Source organism: Parapontixanthobacter aurantiacus, assembly GCF_009827635.1.
Lineage (GTDB): Bacteria > Pseudomonadota > Alphaproteobacteria > Sphingomonadales > Sphingomonadaceae > Parapontixanthobacter > Parapontixanthobacter aurantiacus.
In genome coordinates this window covers 93,165-109,040 of sequence record NZ_WTYW01000003.1, presented here as the reverse complement: position 1 = coordinate 109,040, position 15,876 = coordinate 93,165, and the positions used below count along the sequence as shown (strand labels likewise).

At 60.6% G+C, this 15,876-nt stretch carries 13 protein-coding genes; 5 read left to right on the top strand and 8 right to left on the bottom strand.

The window, feature by feature from the left end; genetic code table 11:
• The first annotated feature begins 118 nt into the window (after window positions 1–118).
• The 3 genes from GRI38_RS10965 to GRI38_RS10955 all read left to right on the top strand — a co-directional run bounded on the left by GRI38_RS10965 (window position 119) and on the right by GRI38_RS10955 (window position 2,204).
• On the top strand, window positions 119–931 hold the full coding sequence (locus GRI38_RS10965; RefSeq protein WP_160683718.1) for a sulfotransferase family protein: 813 nt from the start codon (window positions 119–121) through the stop codon (window positions 929–931).
• 104 nt (window positions 932–1,035) lie between these two features.
• Window positions 1,036–1,791: a Crp/Fnr family transcriptional regulator gene (locus GRI38_RS10960; protein ID WP_160683715.1), complete on the top strand. Its 756-nt coding sequence runs from the start codon at window positions 1,036–1,038 to the stop codon at window positions 1,789–1,791.
• Window positions 1,792–1,934: 143 nt separating this feature from the next.
• Complete coding sequence (locus GRI38_RS10955) at window positions 1,935–2,204, top strand: PLD nuclease N-terminal domain-containing protein (protein ID WP_160683709.1); 270 nt, start codon at window positions 1,935–1,937, stop codon at window positions 2,202–2,204.
• 54 nt (window positions 2,205–2,258) lie between these two features.
• On the opposite strand, the gene GRI38_RS10950 is transcribed toward GRI38_RS10955, so the two are convergent.
• Genes GRI38_RS10950 through GRI38_RS10940 form a run of 3 tightly spaced genes read right to left on the bottom strand, consistent with a single transcriptional unit; the run spans window position 2,259 to window position 9,051 of the window.
• A complete protein-coding gene (locus GRI38_RS10950) occupies window positions 2,259–2,471 on the bottom strand; it encodes a hypothetical protein (RefSeq protein WP_160683704.1) in 213 nt (70 codons plus the stop codon).
• Complete coding sequence (locus GRI38_RS10945) at window positions 2,471–6,712, bottom strand: translocation/assembly module TamB domain-containing protein (protein WP_160683701.1); 4,242 nt, start codon at window positions 6,710–6,712, stop codon at window positions 2,471–2,473. The genes GRI38_RS10950 and GRI38_RS10945 overlap by 1 nt, the downstream gene beginning before the upstream one ends.
• Window positions 6,712–9,051 (bottom strand): autotransporter assembly complex protein TamA, encoded by a 2,340-nt coding sequence (locus GRI38_RS10940; protein ID WP_160683698.1) that lies wholly within the window; start codon window positions 9,049–9,051, stop codon window positions 6,712–6,714. Before GRI38_RS10940 ends, GRI38_RS10945 begins: the two co-directional genes overlap by 1 nt.
• Window positions 9,052–9,084: 33 nt before the next feature.
• On the opposite strand from GRI38_RS10940, the gene GRI38_RS10935 reads away from it, so the two are divergent.
• A complete protein-coding gene (locus tag GRI38_RS10935) occupies window positions 9,085–10,185 on the top strand; it encodes a YihY/virulence factor BrkB family protein (protein ID WP_160683695.1) in 1,101 nt (366 codons plus the stop codon).
• 33 nt (window positions 10,186–10,218) lie between these two features.
• Here the strand turns inward: GRI38_RS10935 and GRI38_RS10930 are convergent, their stop codons facing one another.
• From GRI38_RS10930 to GRI38_RS10910, 5 genes are all read right to left on the bottom strand, one after another.
• Window positions 10,219–10,848 carry a glutathione S-transferase family protein gene (locus GRI38_RS10930; RefSeq protein WP_160683692.1) on the bottom strand — a complete coding sequence of 210 codons (630 nt, stop codon included), beginning with the start codon at window positions 10,846–10,848 and terminating at the stop codon, window positions 10,219–10,221.
• A 95-nt stretch (window positions 10,849–10,943) separates the two neighbouring features.
• Window positions 10,944–11,069 (bottom strand): DUF2474 domain-containing protein, encoded by a 126-nt coding sequence (locus GRI38_RS10925; RefSeq protein WP_160683689.1) that lies wholly within the window; start codon window positions 11,067–11,069, stop codon window positions 10,944–10,946.
• Window positions 11,066–12,073 (bottom strand): cytochrome d ubiquinol oxidase subunit II, encoded by a 1,008-nt coding sequence (gene cydB, locus GRI38_RS10920; RefSeq protein ID WP_160683686.1) that lies wholly within the window; start codon window positions 12,071–12,073, stop codon window positions 11,066–11,068. Before cydB ends, GRI38_RS10925 begins: the two co-directional genes overlap by 4 nt.
• Window positions 12,070–13,530, bottom strand: coding sequence for a cytochrome ubiquinol oxidase subunit I (locus tag GRI38_RS10915; RefSeq protein ID WP_160684314.1), 1,461 nt, complete (start codon window positions 13,528–13,530; stop codon window positions 12,070–12,072). The genes cydB and GRI38_RS10915 overlap by 4 nt, the downstream gene beginning before the upstream one ends.
• A 90-nt stretch (window positions 13,531–13,620) precedes the next feature.
• A complete protein-coding gene (locus tag GRI38_RS10910) occupies window positions 13,621–14,919 on the bottom strand; it encodes a cation:proton antiporter (RefSeq protein WP_160683683.1) in 1,299 nt (432 codons plus the stop codon).
• A gap of 122 nt (window positions 14,920–15,041) precedes the next feature.
• Here GRI38_RS10910 and GRI38_RS10905 point away from each other — a divergent pair, with 122 nt between their 5' ends.
• Complete coding sequence (locus GRI38_RS10905) at window positions 15,042–15,788, top strand: Crp/Fnr family transcriptional regulator (RefSeq protein ID WP_160683680.1); 747 nt, start codon at window positions 15,042–15,044, stop codon at window positions 15,786–15,788.
• The last annotated feature ends 88 nt before the right edge of the window (window positions 15,789–15,876 follow it).

The following is a 15,876-nucleotide window of genomic DNA, read 5'->3' as shown; positions in this document are numbered from 1 at the left end:
GCAGAGAAAACCTGACCGTTCCATCATTCGGGAAATAAGGTGCTCAGTGTGGCATTGATCGATGCGAACTTCTTTATGCAAAAAGGTAGGGATGTGAATGACGGTAGCCGGGGATGAGATGAAAACAAGACGGTCGGCTGCTAAAGCGAAACTGCCTCACCGTTACTTGTTCGTCGGCGGGCTCCATCGCAGCGGCACGAGCCTGCTAGCACGAAGCATAGCCGCCCATCCCGACATTGCTGCAATAAAGGGCGCCCCGGTTCCGGAAAACGAGGGGTGCTATCTTCAGGGCGCCATTCCCCACACTGCCAAACATGGCGTTCCCGGCGAGTTTGGCTGCAATCCTCACGAACATCTTACCGAAGACAGTTTTCTCAATTCCCTCGAAACGCAGATGCGGATCGAACGGGACTGGGCACATTGGTTCGACAAATCCCATCAGTGGCGGATCGAAAAATCGCCAGTCAATCTCGTGCACGCCAGATTGCTGCAGGCGTTGTTTCCGCTCGCAAACTTCGTAATCCTGGTCCGACACCCGCAAATCGTCGCCGCTGCGACCGAAAAGTGGTCGAGCAAGTCGCAGTCCGCGCTTACCAAATATGTGTGCAATTCGTACCGACAGATGCTCGGCGATCTGCCGTACCTCCATCGCGTCATGGTGTTGCGCTACGAAGATTTCGTAGAGGATCCGAAGCGATGTTTGAGCGCCGTGTGGCGATTTTGCGAATTGCCTGAAGTTGCCGTCGAAATGGAAGTACGGGACGGGAATAGAGATTACGTGCGTCCTGCCACGACATTCGACGATAAGCACGATGTTGCAAAGCGCCTCGGTTATTCTGCGGAGGGCGTAACACTTTCCTATCGGCCGCTTGTCAGCCACGCATTGCGATCGGTGAGGGAAGAAGTCGAAGGCATTCTGGAAGGTCGGTAAAGCGCAACCGAAAAATTTCTGCTAATATAACATAGGTTTATAGACGACGGACGGTCCGATTGCTTTAGCGACTCACGCTTTATGATTGCAGTGGATTGGTACTGATGGACTTTCCGTTGACCGGAAAATTTCTGGCCGGACGTCGTCGCGAAGTACTGCAAGACGAGGACTGGCATCTTCTCGAAGAGGCCTTTGACCAGGTTCTCGAATTTCCTGACGCGACAAAGATTCAATCAGGGGCAGGGAATGAAAACCGATGCTGCCTTGTCGTCGAAGGGTTCGTCTTCAAGATTAGATGGACGGGCCAGCAGCGCTGTATCGTTGGAGTTGCGGTACCCGGCGACTTCATCGACTTGCCGAATTACACTCTCGCTTATCTCGACTACGAAGTAGTTGCAGCCGGCCCGGTAAAGCTCGCTACCCTGCCGCATTACGAAATTGATCGGATCGCGCAAACCTCGCCGCCGATCGCACGTGCGCTCTGGCTGGCCACGCTCATCGACGCAAGCATCCATCGGCAATGGATCGAAATCCTGGAGCGGCTCGACGCGCCGCGCCGCATCATCCATATCTACACTGAACTTTCTTCTCGCCTCGGGCTCGACGATTGCGGCATCATCCACTGCCTGCGGACGCCATTCAAGCAAAGGGATTTGGCTGACATGTGCGGCCTGAGCGCCATTCACGTCAATCGCGCGATCGCCAAACTCCGAGCCGACGAAATAGCCGATATCAGGCGCGGCGATCTTTATACGAGCGACTGGGACAAGCTGCGCAAGTTCGCGCGGTTCGATCCACGCTATCTGTATATGTCGGAAAACATCCTGCGAGACGGCGTGCTGGGTGGCTCGCAAGCGTAGAGTTGAAGCGGTCAAAGGCCTGTTCTTATTCAGGACGGTGTAGCGATTACCGGAACCCGTTCGCCGATGCCGGGTTGCACTGTCCGGCGCGCACCATTCGCTCGCCCGGCGGCCTGCCCGTCGCAACCAGTCGAGGGAATGACATGGTAGAAGAACGCAGAACGGTTCACGAAGCACCGGCCGACGGTGTGGAGCGCACTACGATCGTCGAACGGCGTAGCAGCTCGAGCGCATGGGTGTGGCTTATCATCGCACTGATTGTCGTTGGGGCGGCGGTTTATTTCCTGACGCAGATGTCAGGCGCGGAGGTAGCCAAGGATAACGCTATCGCAGAAGCAGCGAACGATGTCGGCGAAGCTGCCCAAGATGTCGGCAACGCGGCGCAGGATGCAGCCGATAACATTCAGCAGTAGATGAAACTAAGCTCCTGAAAGTCATGTAGCCCCGGAAGCACCCGGTCCGGTTCGTCAGCGCTTCTCCTTGGGAAGCGAAGGCGCGAGCTGTTCTGTTGGCGTAGCTTTCGGCTGTGCCTCAGTCGCTTCGAGTTCGGCATCGATTAACTGCGCCTTGGTCTCGATTTCCTCGCGCGCGGCCTCGTAGCGTTCATCGAAATCGGGTTCGTCGCTGCAACCGCCGAGCAGAAGAAGTGGCGCGGCAATGGCGAACCCGTATCTCCTCATCAGTAATTGATCCGGTAACGCACATTCACATCCGTTCCGTTTGCCCCGCCCGCCTGACTGAGGATCGACAAGGCCGGCGTCAGACTTACCTCGATCTGCGTTGCCGTGAAGCCACGCGCGTCGGTCACGAGTTCGATATAGATGTCGTCGGTCAGATACTGCCCGGCTGCCAGTGCCGTCCCGCGACCGCTCGCCTCGTCCGCCCCCAAAATCCGCAGCCGATCAACGCCAGTCGCCGAACGCAATTTACCAAGTGGATTGAGGCCTCCGCCGCTTCCGCGCAGCGAGTTGAGCGAGGTCGCAAGCTGTACGGCCTGGATGGCTGACAGGTTGCCGACCGAATTTCCAAAGAGGATGCGCGAGACGATTTCGTCCTGCGGCAATCCGGGAGTGCTCGAGAAGGTTATTTGCGGATTCATCGCGCGACCACCGACATTCACATTGACGGTCACGTCATCGATATCTTCCTGAGCGACCAGATCGATGACCGGATTGATCGTTTGCCCGCCCGTGAACTGAATGCGTCCTTCTACCAGTTCGAAACTACGTCCGGCAAAGCCCAGCGTACCCCGGATGAGTTCCACTTCTCCCGACATGCTTGGGTTTGAGCTGGTCCCGGACACGTTCAGATCCGCGCTCCACTCGGATTCGAGACCCATTCCCGAGACGTAGAGGCGTTCCGGCGCCTGAAGATCTATGTCGAGGCGAAGCTGTCCGAGGATGCCGGGCTGCGGCTCGGCGACCTCGTCCCCGCTGATCCTTGCAGGGCCGCGCGGCGGCTTGAAGCGGACGCCGGTCAGTTCGGGAACTTCGGCTGCCCCTTCGCGCACGATTTCGTAGCGGGTCTCTGGCAGCAGGATGCGACCGGACAATTCGGCAATGCTGCCGGCGGTCTTTCTCAATCGCAATTCGCCGGTAGCAGTCGCATCGAGCCCGTCGCTTCGGGCAAGGCGCGCATCGTCGAGGTCGACCTGTATGTCGATCGGATATCCACTATCGGCTGCGAGCGAAACGAAGCCCGAAGCTGAGACCGATCCATCGCCTGCGGTTGCCTCCAGTTGCTGAATTTCCAACCGGTCATCGTCGAACCGACCGTTCAGCGTCATGTTGGAAAGTCGCGTGCCGTAAGTCTGGTTTTCGTATGTAAGGTTACGTCCACGCACGATTCCGGACAGGCAGGGCTGCGATACGCGGCAGGAAAAATCGGCGGCGACGCCAATCGGGCCGGAGAGCCGCTGATCGGGTTGTCCTGCAAGGGAGAACAGCGTGTCGGCAGGCCCGTTATACCTGATCCCTCCGCCAAGCGGTGCTTCGAGCAGCCGCTCCGTCCAAGGTCCGGCGCCGGGCGGAAGTGGATTGAGGCTCGCACGCATCCGGCCGATCACGCTTCCGCGCCGACGAATGACGGCGCGCGCTTCGCCGCCGTCTGCCAGTAGCTTGCCGACGAAATTGACGTCGACGGACTGGCTGACCGATGCCGCGGTGGTGCGGGTAAGATTACGCAGGCGCAGCCTGGCATCGGCCCGGGGAAATGCGTCTGGCGAGCTTTGTGCAAAATCAAGGCTGCCGCTGGCGCTACCATTGATGCCGAGGCCGGGGACAAAGGTGTTGACGAGGGCAAGGTCCACGCCCTCCAAGCGGCTTTGCAGCTTGAGTGTGTCCCCGTAAGTGCCGGCGAGACGGATGTTGCCGCGCCCGAAATCGATCGTCGTCGGAAGAAGCCGATATCCCGCATCACCCGGAACGATCCTTGCAGGGCTTTCGGTCCGGAACTCGATGCCGCGAACCCTGCCGTTCAGGGCGGCCCGCCACAATTCCGGTTCGAGCTGGGCATTCGCGGCAATGCGGAACGGCACGCCGCTCGTTCCTTCGGCGACGATCCGCGCAGAGCCGCTTCCGTCGCGATAGTTGATCTTGGCGCGTGCCGCCGTTAGATCGAGGCTTCCCAATCGGGCGCGGGTCAGTTCGGCATCCGCAACGACATAGGGGGTATCGTAAAGTACGATGCGAGCATCGACGATTGCCGAGCCGATGGTAAGCTGCGCCGGACCGGGCAGTGAGGCATCTCGCGCGCGAAGGTTGATCAGAGCCTGCTGGTACTGGCCCTCCGCCCCGAGCCGAACAATCCCGTCGATCCCGCGACCATTTGCATCCAGCCTGCCGGCGAAGGGCCCGGCGGGCGTCTGGCGCAAGGAACCGGAGAAATCTATTCCGCCGAGGTTGGCGCTATTGATGTCGAGCGAGAGGACGTCTCCCGTTCCCAGAACGACGTCCGCGGTCAGTGGCCCGTAATCCGTATCGCCGGAGGCGTCGAGGCGATAGCCGTTCGGCGCCCCGGTAATGTCAGCCTCCAGATTAGCCAGACCAATCCCCAGGTCGGGCCGTTCGGCCGTGATCGAGGCCCGCGGGTCGGCAATCGTCCCGGCGAGCCTGACACCCACTGCGCCGTATTGATCGGTGATTGCGTCGGCATTGAAGACAATTCTGCCGTCTGGCGAATAGCTGCCGCTACCGCCGGTGACGCGAACTTGCGGCGAGCGCAAAGTGAGATTGCGGAACTGCACCAACCCGTTCGAACCGTAGCGTATGTCGGCGCCTGCCACGGCATTCCCGCCGAGGAAGTCACGAACGCTCTCGTTTTCGATCTGTTGCGAGCGCACGCCGACCCGTCCTGCAAGGGCGAACCCTTGGTTCTCGGTCTGGAGATCGATGTCGGTGGTGATGTCGAAGATGCCGACGCTTTCCACGCGATAATTGTCGATGCGACCATCGATTGCACCCGTGTAAAGACCGGTCGACGTATCTGCGAGCAGTACCACTTCGGCATCGATGCGATCAGAGTTGATCCTCATATTGTCCGAGAGGATGCGCGGACCTTCGATTGCGACATCCCCGGCCAGCGTCACGTTGGTCAGAGTGCCGCCAGCGACGCTGTCGAGGCCGGTGATGCGACCGACGCGGGCGGAAACAGGAATGAGGATGCGATCCGCATTGATTTCCGCTTCGCCTTCGGCGGTGAAGTTCACAAGGCCCATGTCGTTCATCACGAGCCGATTGGCGTTGATCGCATAATCCACGACCGGCGTAGCGAATGGCCCGGTTAGCGCCACGCTGCCTCGTAAGCCGCTGCCGGAGAGGTTTTCGGCCAGCGCAGAGGGCCGCAACAGGACGAAAGAGGCGCGAAAATCATCGAAGGCGCTTTCCCCCAGATCGATGATGCCGTTGGTGTTGAGGCGGAATGCGTCGCTCGTGATATTGCCGGCAAGATCGACCCGCCGTTCTTCCGCCGTCGCGGTCAGGTCGATATTCATGACGGGGCCGAGCAGGGCTGCCGTTGGTCCTTCTACAAGTCGGGCCACTCTCGTCGGTCCCTGGACGCGGAAGGTGCCGTCTCGTGCGGTTATGTCGAGGCGTGCGAATTCGCTTCCGGCCAGATCGGCGTTCAGACGACCGTTCCAGGATGCCCAGTCGCCGCTTCCGCCCGCATCGATCGAAAGGGGGTCTTCAAGTCCCGCAAGGGCGAGGATGACCCCGCCGGCAGGAGCTTGCAGATCGAGATCGAAATCGAGCTGGTTCTCTTCAGGAACTGCATCGAGAACGAGTGCGAGCCTGTCGCCTCCGCCGCTATCCTGCGTACCGATGGTCACGCCGTTGAACGCCACTTGCGCACGGCCGTCGGAGATATGGGCTTCGCCGGCAAGGCTTGCGACACGGCGCGTACCGGTAACCGGCTCTTCCACGACGAAGCGGTCTATTCGCAATTCGCCAATATCAATGTCGAGGTCGGGCAGTAATGGCTCGTCGGAAGGCGGCGTTTCGTTGAATTCCGGCAAGCGAAGCAGAGTCATTCGCTCCGCCGTCGCACTGCGAATGTCGACATGGTTGTTGACGAAGGCGAACGGTCGCCAATCGATATCGATCTGCGGCGATGTCAGGAAAACGCCCTGCGGGTCGCTCACGGCAAGGTCGTGCAGGACCATCTCGCCATAGATCGATCCGTCGATCCGACCGATGTCGATCTCCATGCCGTTTTCGAATTCGAGTCCGGCGATCTGGTCTGCGATGAACCGCTTGCCGGGCCCGGTATTGAGCCCGAGCAGCAGCAGGGCGACCAGTGCAACGAGCGAAAGCAGTACGATGCCGACCCATTTTGCGATTGTCTTCGGATAGGAGCGGCGCTGCGGTTCGTCGGCCGCGCGTTCCTGCTCTTCCTCAACCATGGGTTCGGCAGCTTCGACCATCAGAACGCCTGTCCGATCGAGACGTAGACGTTGATCAGGGACTCGCCTTCCTGTCGATTGATAGGCGTTGCGATGTCGATGCGAAGCGGACCGAAATTGGTGTAATAGCGTCCGCCGATACCGGCGCCGAAGCGCAGATCGTCGAATTCCGGAAACTCGCTTTCATAGACCTGCCCGACATCGACAAAACCGACGACGCCGAAATTCCCGAACCGGTAGCGCACTTCCGCTGCGGCCTCGTTGAGGCTGCGACCGCCGATCGGGCGAGAGATGAACGGATCGTCCTCCTCGTCGGGATCGTCCGGATCGAAGTTCGGATTGGGCTCGACGGTCTGGGGGCCGAGCGCCTGGAAACTGAAACCACGCACCGATCCCCCGCCGCCAGCATAGAACCGACGCGACGGTGCGAGGTCGAAGCGCTCGATTCCCTGGATCGTGCCGAGGCGGACACGTCCGGCGAGAACGATGGAATCCCCAACAGGATAATAGCCGGACGCATCCACGCGCGCGCGGACATAAGGGGTGAACCCGTCCTGCAACGAGCCCTCCGGTTCCACGAGCGCCGTCACGCGGAAACCTTTGGTCGGATCGAGCAGGCTTTCGGTAAAATCAAGTCCGAACTGCGAAGTCAGCCCGCCAATGAAGAACGTTCTGTTCTGGCGTTCCTGAAACTCGGGGAAGTAATCGTCCTCGACCGTGCCGATCAGCTGCGCGCCGTATGCGTAAGTGATCCGCTTTTGCCAGATCGGCGTCGAATCGTAGCTGACGCGAGCAGACAGCCGTCCGGTAAACGCCTCGAACGCGTCGTAATCCGTGTGCAACGCCTCTGCGACGGCTTCGAAGCTGCGATCGCGCCTCCCAGCATTGGAGCGTCGAAACGTGCCGCTCAATCCTTGTTCGCGTGTTCCGAGTGTCGCGCTCGCAATGACGGCACCCTCGGGTGGGAACAGGTTGCGGTGGCTCCAGCTTCCCGAAACCCGCAGACCCTGCCCGGTGCCGTAACCGGCACTGGCAGCCAATGTCCGCGGCGGGCCGGCCTGCTGCTCGACCAGCATCGTGACGAACTCGGTTCCTTCCCCCGCATCCTCTCCGGTACGTTCCGGCTCGACCGTAACGGTATTGAAAAGGCCGGTGGCAATCAGCGCCTGCCGCAGATCGTCCACTAGGCGGCTGTCGTAGAGTTCACCGCGCTCGAACCGGGCAAGAAGGGCGACGTGTTCTGCATCGAAGGCCAGATCGCCGGTAGTTACGATCCCGCCAAAGCGCGAACGGGGGCCGGTTTCCACGGGAAGGGTATAGACCCCATCCTCCGTTTCCGGGTCGAGCAGAATGTCACGTTGTCCCACATCGACGAACGGATAGCCTTCTTGCGGTAACGTGACGGCAATGAGGGCTTCCGCGGCCTGAACACGAGTGGCGATGATGGGTTCGCCGACTTCGAGCGGAAAGTTGTCGCGGATGAGGTCGGGAGGTTCGGTCGGGCCGGCTTCTATGTTGATCTCGGCAAAGCTGTAGCGCGGCCCCGGAGCGACATCGAGCACAGCCGTCAGTGGCTGTCCGTTGGGCTCCTCTGACCGGTCGATACGTGCCTCGACGGTTGCCCCGTACCAGCCTTCCGCCGCAAGGATGCGTTCGATGAGGCGGCTGTCTTCCTCGAGCCGCGCCGATACTTGTGCGACGTTGGCGGCATCACCGTCCCCATCGCGCAAGGCGGAGAGGTCGTTGAACATGTCCCGAATGTTCGCATCTGTCGCTTCGTCGATTTCGTCGATGCCGTTGAGTTCAACTTCGTAGGCGATCTCGACCACTTCTTCGTCGCTTTCCGCTTCGGCGAATTCGACGGGCTCGACCTCGAAACTATCGATCGGCGGAAGCGGGGCGACGAGCTCGGCATCGCGGATAGGAGCATCGCCGATCTCTTCGCTCGTATCGCCATCCGCAAGCGCAGGCTCATTGAGAGGCGCTTCGCTTGCCAGAACTTCTTCGCCGTCTTCTGCCGCTTCCTCCGCGGCGAGGCGACGCTCGAAGTCCTCGATGGATTCCAGTTCTCGATCGAGTTCGGCATCATCGTCGACACCGAGATCGGGGACGCGCTCGGCAAATTCCTCGTCGGTAATGACGCGTTCGATTTCGGGCAGGCTGGCGCCAGCAGGTGGCGGCGGAACGGGCAAAGCGTCCTGCTCGTCGGCAGGCTGATCTGCCTGTTCCTCGGTCGTATCGGCAGGCTGTTCGGCCTCCTGCGAGAATGCGGGAGACGATACGAGGGCAAACGTCGCTGCGCCGACGAGCAAGGCGTATCGCGCCTTTCTGACCCCGCTGCTCGTTCGCCAAGCCTGCATTGAAAACGACCCTTACTCGTGTAACGAAGCCTGATGCACGATAACGACCAGCCTTCGGCGTCCGAAACGCAATTCAATCCTTCGCCCACTCCGGATCAGGACACTTCCTCGCTGATCGAAGCGCCCGGCGCAAGAGCGAAGTCGCCCTGGTCCATGCCTCGCAAGGCTTGGGTGCAGGTATTCAAGCGTGTCTGGGCAATGATCGGCTTCCATAATTTGAACCTGCTGGCGGCGGGCGTCGCCTTCTTCACGTTCCTCGCCATCACGCCCCTCTTGGCCGCGACGGTCATGACCTACGGTCTTGTCGGCGATATCGAGACGGTCCAGTCACAGATGCAGACCGTCTCCGAATTGCTTCCCGCCGATGCAGCAAGCATAGTCGAGGAACAGCTATTGGCCGTGGTTTCCACGAGCGCCGGTGTGAAAGGCGTATCGCTTGCTCTCGCCCTGTCGTTTGCAATTTACGGGGCGATGCGCGCAGCAAACGGGATGCTGGCTGCTCTCAATGTCATCTATGAAGAGCATGAGAGCCGGAACATCCTGCAGACGAGCCTTCAGGCCTTATGGCTGACCTTGGCTGCGATCGGCATTGCGCTGACCGGCGTTCTTACGAGCACCGTCTTCGCGTGGTTGCAGACCGCATCCTCTGACGTTCTAGGCCCGACGGCAGACCGCCTCGTTTCGGTACTGACCTGGGCGGTTGCCTTTCTGCTGGCGAGCATCGGCTTCGCGATGATCATGCGGTTCGGACCGGATCGCCGCGCCGCACGCTGGCTCTGGCTGACGCCGGGAGCGGTCATGGCGACCACCTTGTTCGTCCTGATTTCCTTCGGTTTTTCGGGCTATGTCGCCTACATATCGGATTATAGCGCCACTTACGGGTCGCTTGCGGCCATCGTGGTCTTCCTTATGTGGCTCTTTCTCTCGGCTTACAGCGTGCTGCTCGGAGCGGTCGTCAATGCCGAGATCGAACGCCAGACACTCGAAGATTCGACGGTCGGGCCGGAGCGACCACTGGGCGAGCGAGGGGCCGTCATGGCCGACAGTACCCTTGCAAAAGGCCACAGCCTCGAATTACAGGAAAAGCGCCGTCGTCAAGGCGCGGAACGGCTGGCGCGCAAGTCGAGCCAGTAAGCCTGTCGAAAAGACTTCGGCGCGGAGCGAAGTCTAACCTCCGATCGGCTCCATGTCTTGGCGTTCGAGCGCTTTCCTCACCCCCTCATCCTGCTCCATGCGTTCGCGATGCTTCTGCAGGTTCGGGTAGTCCGCGATATCGAGCGGGGTCTGTGCGATCCACCTGGTGAGCACATAGAGGAAAGCGTCGGCGAACGAGCGCTCTCCGAGGTACCATTCGCCGCCGGCGTCGCCCAGGATGCCGTCCATTCGTTCGAACTGCTTGCCAAGGTTCTCATACGCCTTTTCCTTGACCGCATCCTGACAATCCTCGTCATCGACCGAGCGTTCGACGGCGAAGTGCGGTCCGAACGTCGCGTGAACTTCCGACGTCATGTAGGACAGCGCCTCCGCCTCGCGATAGCCGAGCATCTTGTCGCGGGCATATGCTTCTCCGCCATAGGTCGCGCCGAGCCATGTGAGAATGGCGGCCGCTTCCGTGAGGCTCGAACCGTCGTCGAGCTTTACTGCGGGCACTTTCGCCTTGTCGTTAATTTGGCGAAATGCGTCTTTCTTGTGATCGCCATAGGCCATGTTGACGATTTCGACGGGTGCGTCGATCCATGCGACCGCGATATTGCATGCGAGCGAGCAGGTTCCGGGCATCGTGTAAAGCTGGGGCAAGGGGGATCTCCTGATTGAATTGCAACGTTCGTCGTCGTTTCGAACGTCGCAAGGCTGCGATCTTTCCCGAAGCGGTCAGCGCGTTAGGGTCGCCGTTAACCGAGCAACCAACTGCGCAGGATGAAGGCGACGGTTCCGAGAACGGCCACGCTGCCCGCCCAGATGAGCGCCATCCAGCCTAGCCGATTCCACAAGGGGCGTTCTTCGGGAGACTTGCTCAATGATAGCCCTCGTGCCCGACCTTGCCGCGGAATACCCAATAGGCCCACGCGGTATAGGCAATGATGAGCGGCATCGTGATCGCGACGCCGACGAGCATGAAGATCTGGCTGCGCTCGGGCGCGGCAGCGTCCCAGATCGTGAGATCGGGCGGAACGATGAAGGGCCACATGGTCACGCCGAGGCCTGCCATTCCGAAAAAGAAGAGCGCGAGGCTCAGCCAGAAGGGTTTGCTGTGCCGCTCGACCGACAGCGCACGCAACAATGCGACCGCCACGAGCGCGGTCAGAACGGGGACGGGCGCCGCATAGTAGATTTCCGGCTCGGTCAGCCATCTGGCTGCATATTCCGCATTGAGGAAGATATTGTAGAGACTGACCCCGCCCATCAGCACCAGTGTCGCCCACGCTGCTCGCTTGCCGAGATTGCGCGCATGATGCTGGCTTTCCCCATCGAGTTTCCACACAAGCCACGTCGCACCGAGGAGCGCGTAGCCCGCTACGGTGCCGAGGCCGGTCAACAGCGTGTAGGGCGTAAGCCAGTCGAACCAGCTTCCTGAATAAGCGCGACCGGTCACTTCGATGCCCTGCAACAATGCACCCAGCGTCATGCCCTGCGCCATGGCAGCGACGAAGCTGCCGCCCGTGAATGCTGCGTCCCAGTACCGGCGATGCGCGGGGTCGCGCCAGCGATACTCGAAGGCAACGCCGCGGAATACGAGGCCGAGCAGCATGGCGATGATGAGCGGGTAGGTCGCTGGCAGAATGACGGCATAGGCGAGCGGAAAGGCCGCAAACAGGCCGCCGCCGCCAAGGACGAGCCATGTCTCGTTCCCGTCCCATACCGGTGCGATCGAGTTCATGGCCCGATCGCGCTCCGGGCCGACCTCGAAAGTCGGGAAGAGAATGCCGATGCCGAGATCAAAGCCGTCCATCACGACATATGCGAAGACGGCGAAGGCGATGATGAAGGCCCAGATCGTCGTGAGATCGTAAGCAATCGTCATGACAGCGTCTCCGGCTCGCGCTTGTCGCGGGACAGGTTCCTGCGGCTCTCGTCGGTCGGGTCCTGCGTCGGCCCCGGCGTAATCCCGGCGGTGCGGATCGGACCCTTGTCGCCCCGTTTTACGCCGTATTCGCCGGGATGCGGGGGTTTGTGCATCAGGTGCAAAATGTACCATACCCCTGCGCCGAAGACGGCGAAATAGACGATGACGAACGCAAGCAGCGAGGCCCCCACCGCCGGGGCATCGAGCGGACTGGCGGCATCCGCTGTCCGCATCAAATTGTAGATCACATAGGGCTGACGACCGACTTCGGTCGTGATCCAGCCAGCGATGACCGCGACGAAACCGGACGGAGCCATGACCAGCGCCGCCTTGTGCAGCCACGGCCAGTCGTAGAGCCGACCGCGCCAGCGAGCGAGCAGGCTCCACAGGCCGACCCCGAGCATCGCAAAGCCGAGCCCGACCATGACGCGAAACGACCAGAAGACCACGGCGACCGGTGGCTGTTCGTCGTCCGGGATGGTGTCGAGACCGGCCAGCGGCGCGTCGAGATCGTGCTTCAGGATAAGCGAAGAGACCTTGGGTATGCCGATCGCGTAGTCGAGGCGTTGCTCTTCGTCGTTGGGAATGCCGAAGATATAGAGCGGCGCGCCATCCGGGTGACTTTCGTAATGCCCCTCCATCGCCATGACCTTTTGCGGCTGATGCTCAAGGGTGTTGAGCCCATGCAAGTCGCCTGCGAAAATCTGAACCGGAACGACGAGAGCCGCCATCCACATCGCCATCGAGAACATCTTCCGGGCGTGCGCATTCGTGCGGTCCTTCAGCAGGTGCCACGCTCCGACCCCGCCGACGACGAAGGCCGTGGTGATGTAGGCGGCAAGCACCGTATGGACGAGCCGATAGGGGAAGCTGGGGTTGAAGATAATCGCCAGCCAGCTGTCGCCCGGCAGATACTGCCCGTTCGCACCAATTTCGTAGCCGGTCGGGGTGTGCATCCAGCTGTTCACGCTCAAGATCCAGAAGGCGCTGATGAATGTTCCGACCGCGACCATGAGGGTTGCCGCGAAATGCAGCTTCCTGCCGACGCGCTCCATCCCGAACAGCATGACGCCGAGGAAGCCGGCTTCGAGGAAGAAGGCCGTCAGCACCTCGTAAGCCATCAGCGGACCGATGACGGGACCGGCGACGTCGGAGAAAACCGACCAGTTCGTTCCGAACTGATAGCTCATGACGATGCCTGACACGACACCCATAGCAAAGGCGATCGCGAAGATCTTGAGCCAGTATTTGAAAAGATCGAGATACAGCGGCTTGCCGGTCTTAAGCCACAGCCCTTCCAGCACTGCCAGATAGCTTGCCAGCCCGATCGAGAAGGCCGGAAAGATGAAATGGAAGCTCACCGTAAAGGCGAACTGGATGCGAGCGAGCAACAGGGCGTCGAACTGGTCGAACATGATGTTGACCAAGCTAGCTCTCTTCGCCGCTTCGTTCCAATGTCTTTATTGCAAGACCACTTGCAGGGACGCAGTTCTGCGGAAGAGCAACTATTCGATGATCCTGGCGGGCGGGGCAGTCTCTTCGTGCGGAACCTTCGCCCGGTCGATCACTCTGCTCAATGTAGCGCGTTGCACGAGAACGCTGAACAGGACGGCTGCGAATGTCGCCGCCAGGAGCAGGTTGCGCGTCTCGCCTTCGGGCAGGGAAAGGGCAAGCGCGATGGAAATGCCTCCGCGAAGTCCGCCCCACCACAGGACGCTCCACGCGCCCTTCGCCTTGGGCCGGGCGGCAGGTACGACCTTGGTTGACACTGTCACGGCAACGGCACGGACCGCCAGGACGACCGGGATTGCGGCAAGCCCGAGAAGGGCATGGGGAATGCCGGGGACAAGTGCGATCATTTCCAGCCCTATCAGCAGGAACAGGACCGAATTCAGAAGCTCGTCCAGCACTTCCCAGAACTTGATGACATAGTCCCGTGTAATGTCGCTCATGGCGAAGGTGACGCCGTGATTGCCGATCAGGAGGCCTGCGACCGCCATCGCCAGCGGACCCGAGATGTGAAGTGCCGTACAAAGGGCATATCCGCCCATGACGACCGCGAGCGTGATCGTAACTTCGAGAGCGTATTCGTCCATCGAACGCATCGCGCGAAAGCCGAGCCAGCCGAACAGCAGACCGACGATCAGGCCTCCGCCCGCCTCGATGACGAACAGGCGGGCACCTTCGCTAACGGAAAAGTCCGTGCCCGTAACGGCTGCTCCGAGGAGGATGGTGAAAACGACGATGCCGACGCCGTCGTTGAACAGGCTTTCGCCCGCTACGGCGGCTTGCAAACTTTCCTCGACCTGCTCCTCCTTCAGCACACCGAGGACGGAAACGGGATCGGTCGGCGCAATCAGGGCACCGAAGACGAAATACCAGATCGGGGCAATGACAACGCCGATGAGCGAACCGACGCCCCACATCGCGAGGCCCGTGAGTACGGTCGATAATACGACGCCTACCGTCGACAAGAGCAGCACCGGCAGCCAGTCGGACTTCAACCGGTCGAGATCGACATGGAGCGCTCCGGCGAAGAGGAGAAAGCTCAGCATCCCTTCGAGCAGCGTATCGGTAAAGTTCATCTCTTCCAGCAATCGGGCGACCGTATCGTCGAGCGTGATTGCAGGGACGAAGGCGTCGGCGAGCAACAGGACGATGGCGGCCACGGCACCCATTACGGTCAGGCCGATGACGTGCGGCAGCTTGATGAAGTGATGATTGACCCAGCCAAGGAACGCGGATGCCACCACGAGCATGGCGGCGATGTCGAAGGGTGAAAGTCCGGCCTGGGCTGCGGGCATGAACAGGCGATAGCTTTCGCGGGAGGAATAGCAAAGCGTCTTGTCGCGATGGCATTGCTCGGCAAAGCAGTTGAATAACCATTGCAAATAGGCTGAAAGGCGACCCGAACCGGGGAGCATTCATGAACGACAGGTCGGCAAATCCGCTCGAGAACCGGCTCGGCCAGTATCTCGACCTGACCTATTCGGAACGTGATGCGCTTCGGATGCTCGAACGGCACGAACGGGTCTATCCGGCCGGGACCGCCGTCATACGGGAAGGGGAGCCGACGTCGGACGTCCACCTCGTTCGTTCAGGCTGGCTGCATGGTTCGACCAGCCTGCGCGACGGTGGGCGGCAAATTCTCCGCTTCTATTTCGTCGGCGATCTGACCACGACCTTCTCGATCGCATGGGGGATGAGCGCGGCGACGCTGACCGCAGTCAGCGAGTGCTCGCTTTACCACTTTCCGAGAGAAGCCCTCGGGCGCCTGTTCGCTAGCCAACCGCGACTGGGAGCGCTTCTTTACGGGGTCGCTGCGTCCGAGCATGTCGCGATGGCGGATCGCCTGACCTCCGTCGGCAGGACCGACGGCATGACGCGGATCGCGACGCTATTGCTCGACATCCGGTCGCGCCTGCGAATTATCGACGGGGTCGAAGGCGCGACCTTCGAACTGCCGCTGACCCAGCAGGATCTGGGCGATGCGGTCGGGCTCACAAAAGCGCATGTGAACAGGACGCTGAAAGCGCTGGAAAATACGGGCCTTGTCGAGCGCGACGGAAAGGTGATCCGCATCACCGATGTCGAGCGCCTCGGCAAGATGGTCGATTTTCGCGATCGCCATAGCCACGTCGCGATCGATTGGCTCCCCGAGGGCGGTAAGTGATATAAGTCACTGAAATATCCGCCGCGATGCATCTATGTAACGCGGCCTGCTATTATAAATTAGTTTGTCGCGAAATAAGCGAACCTCC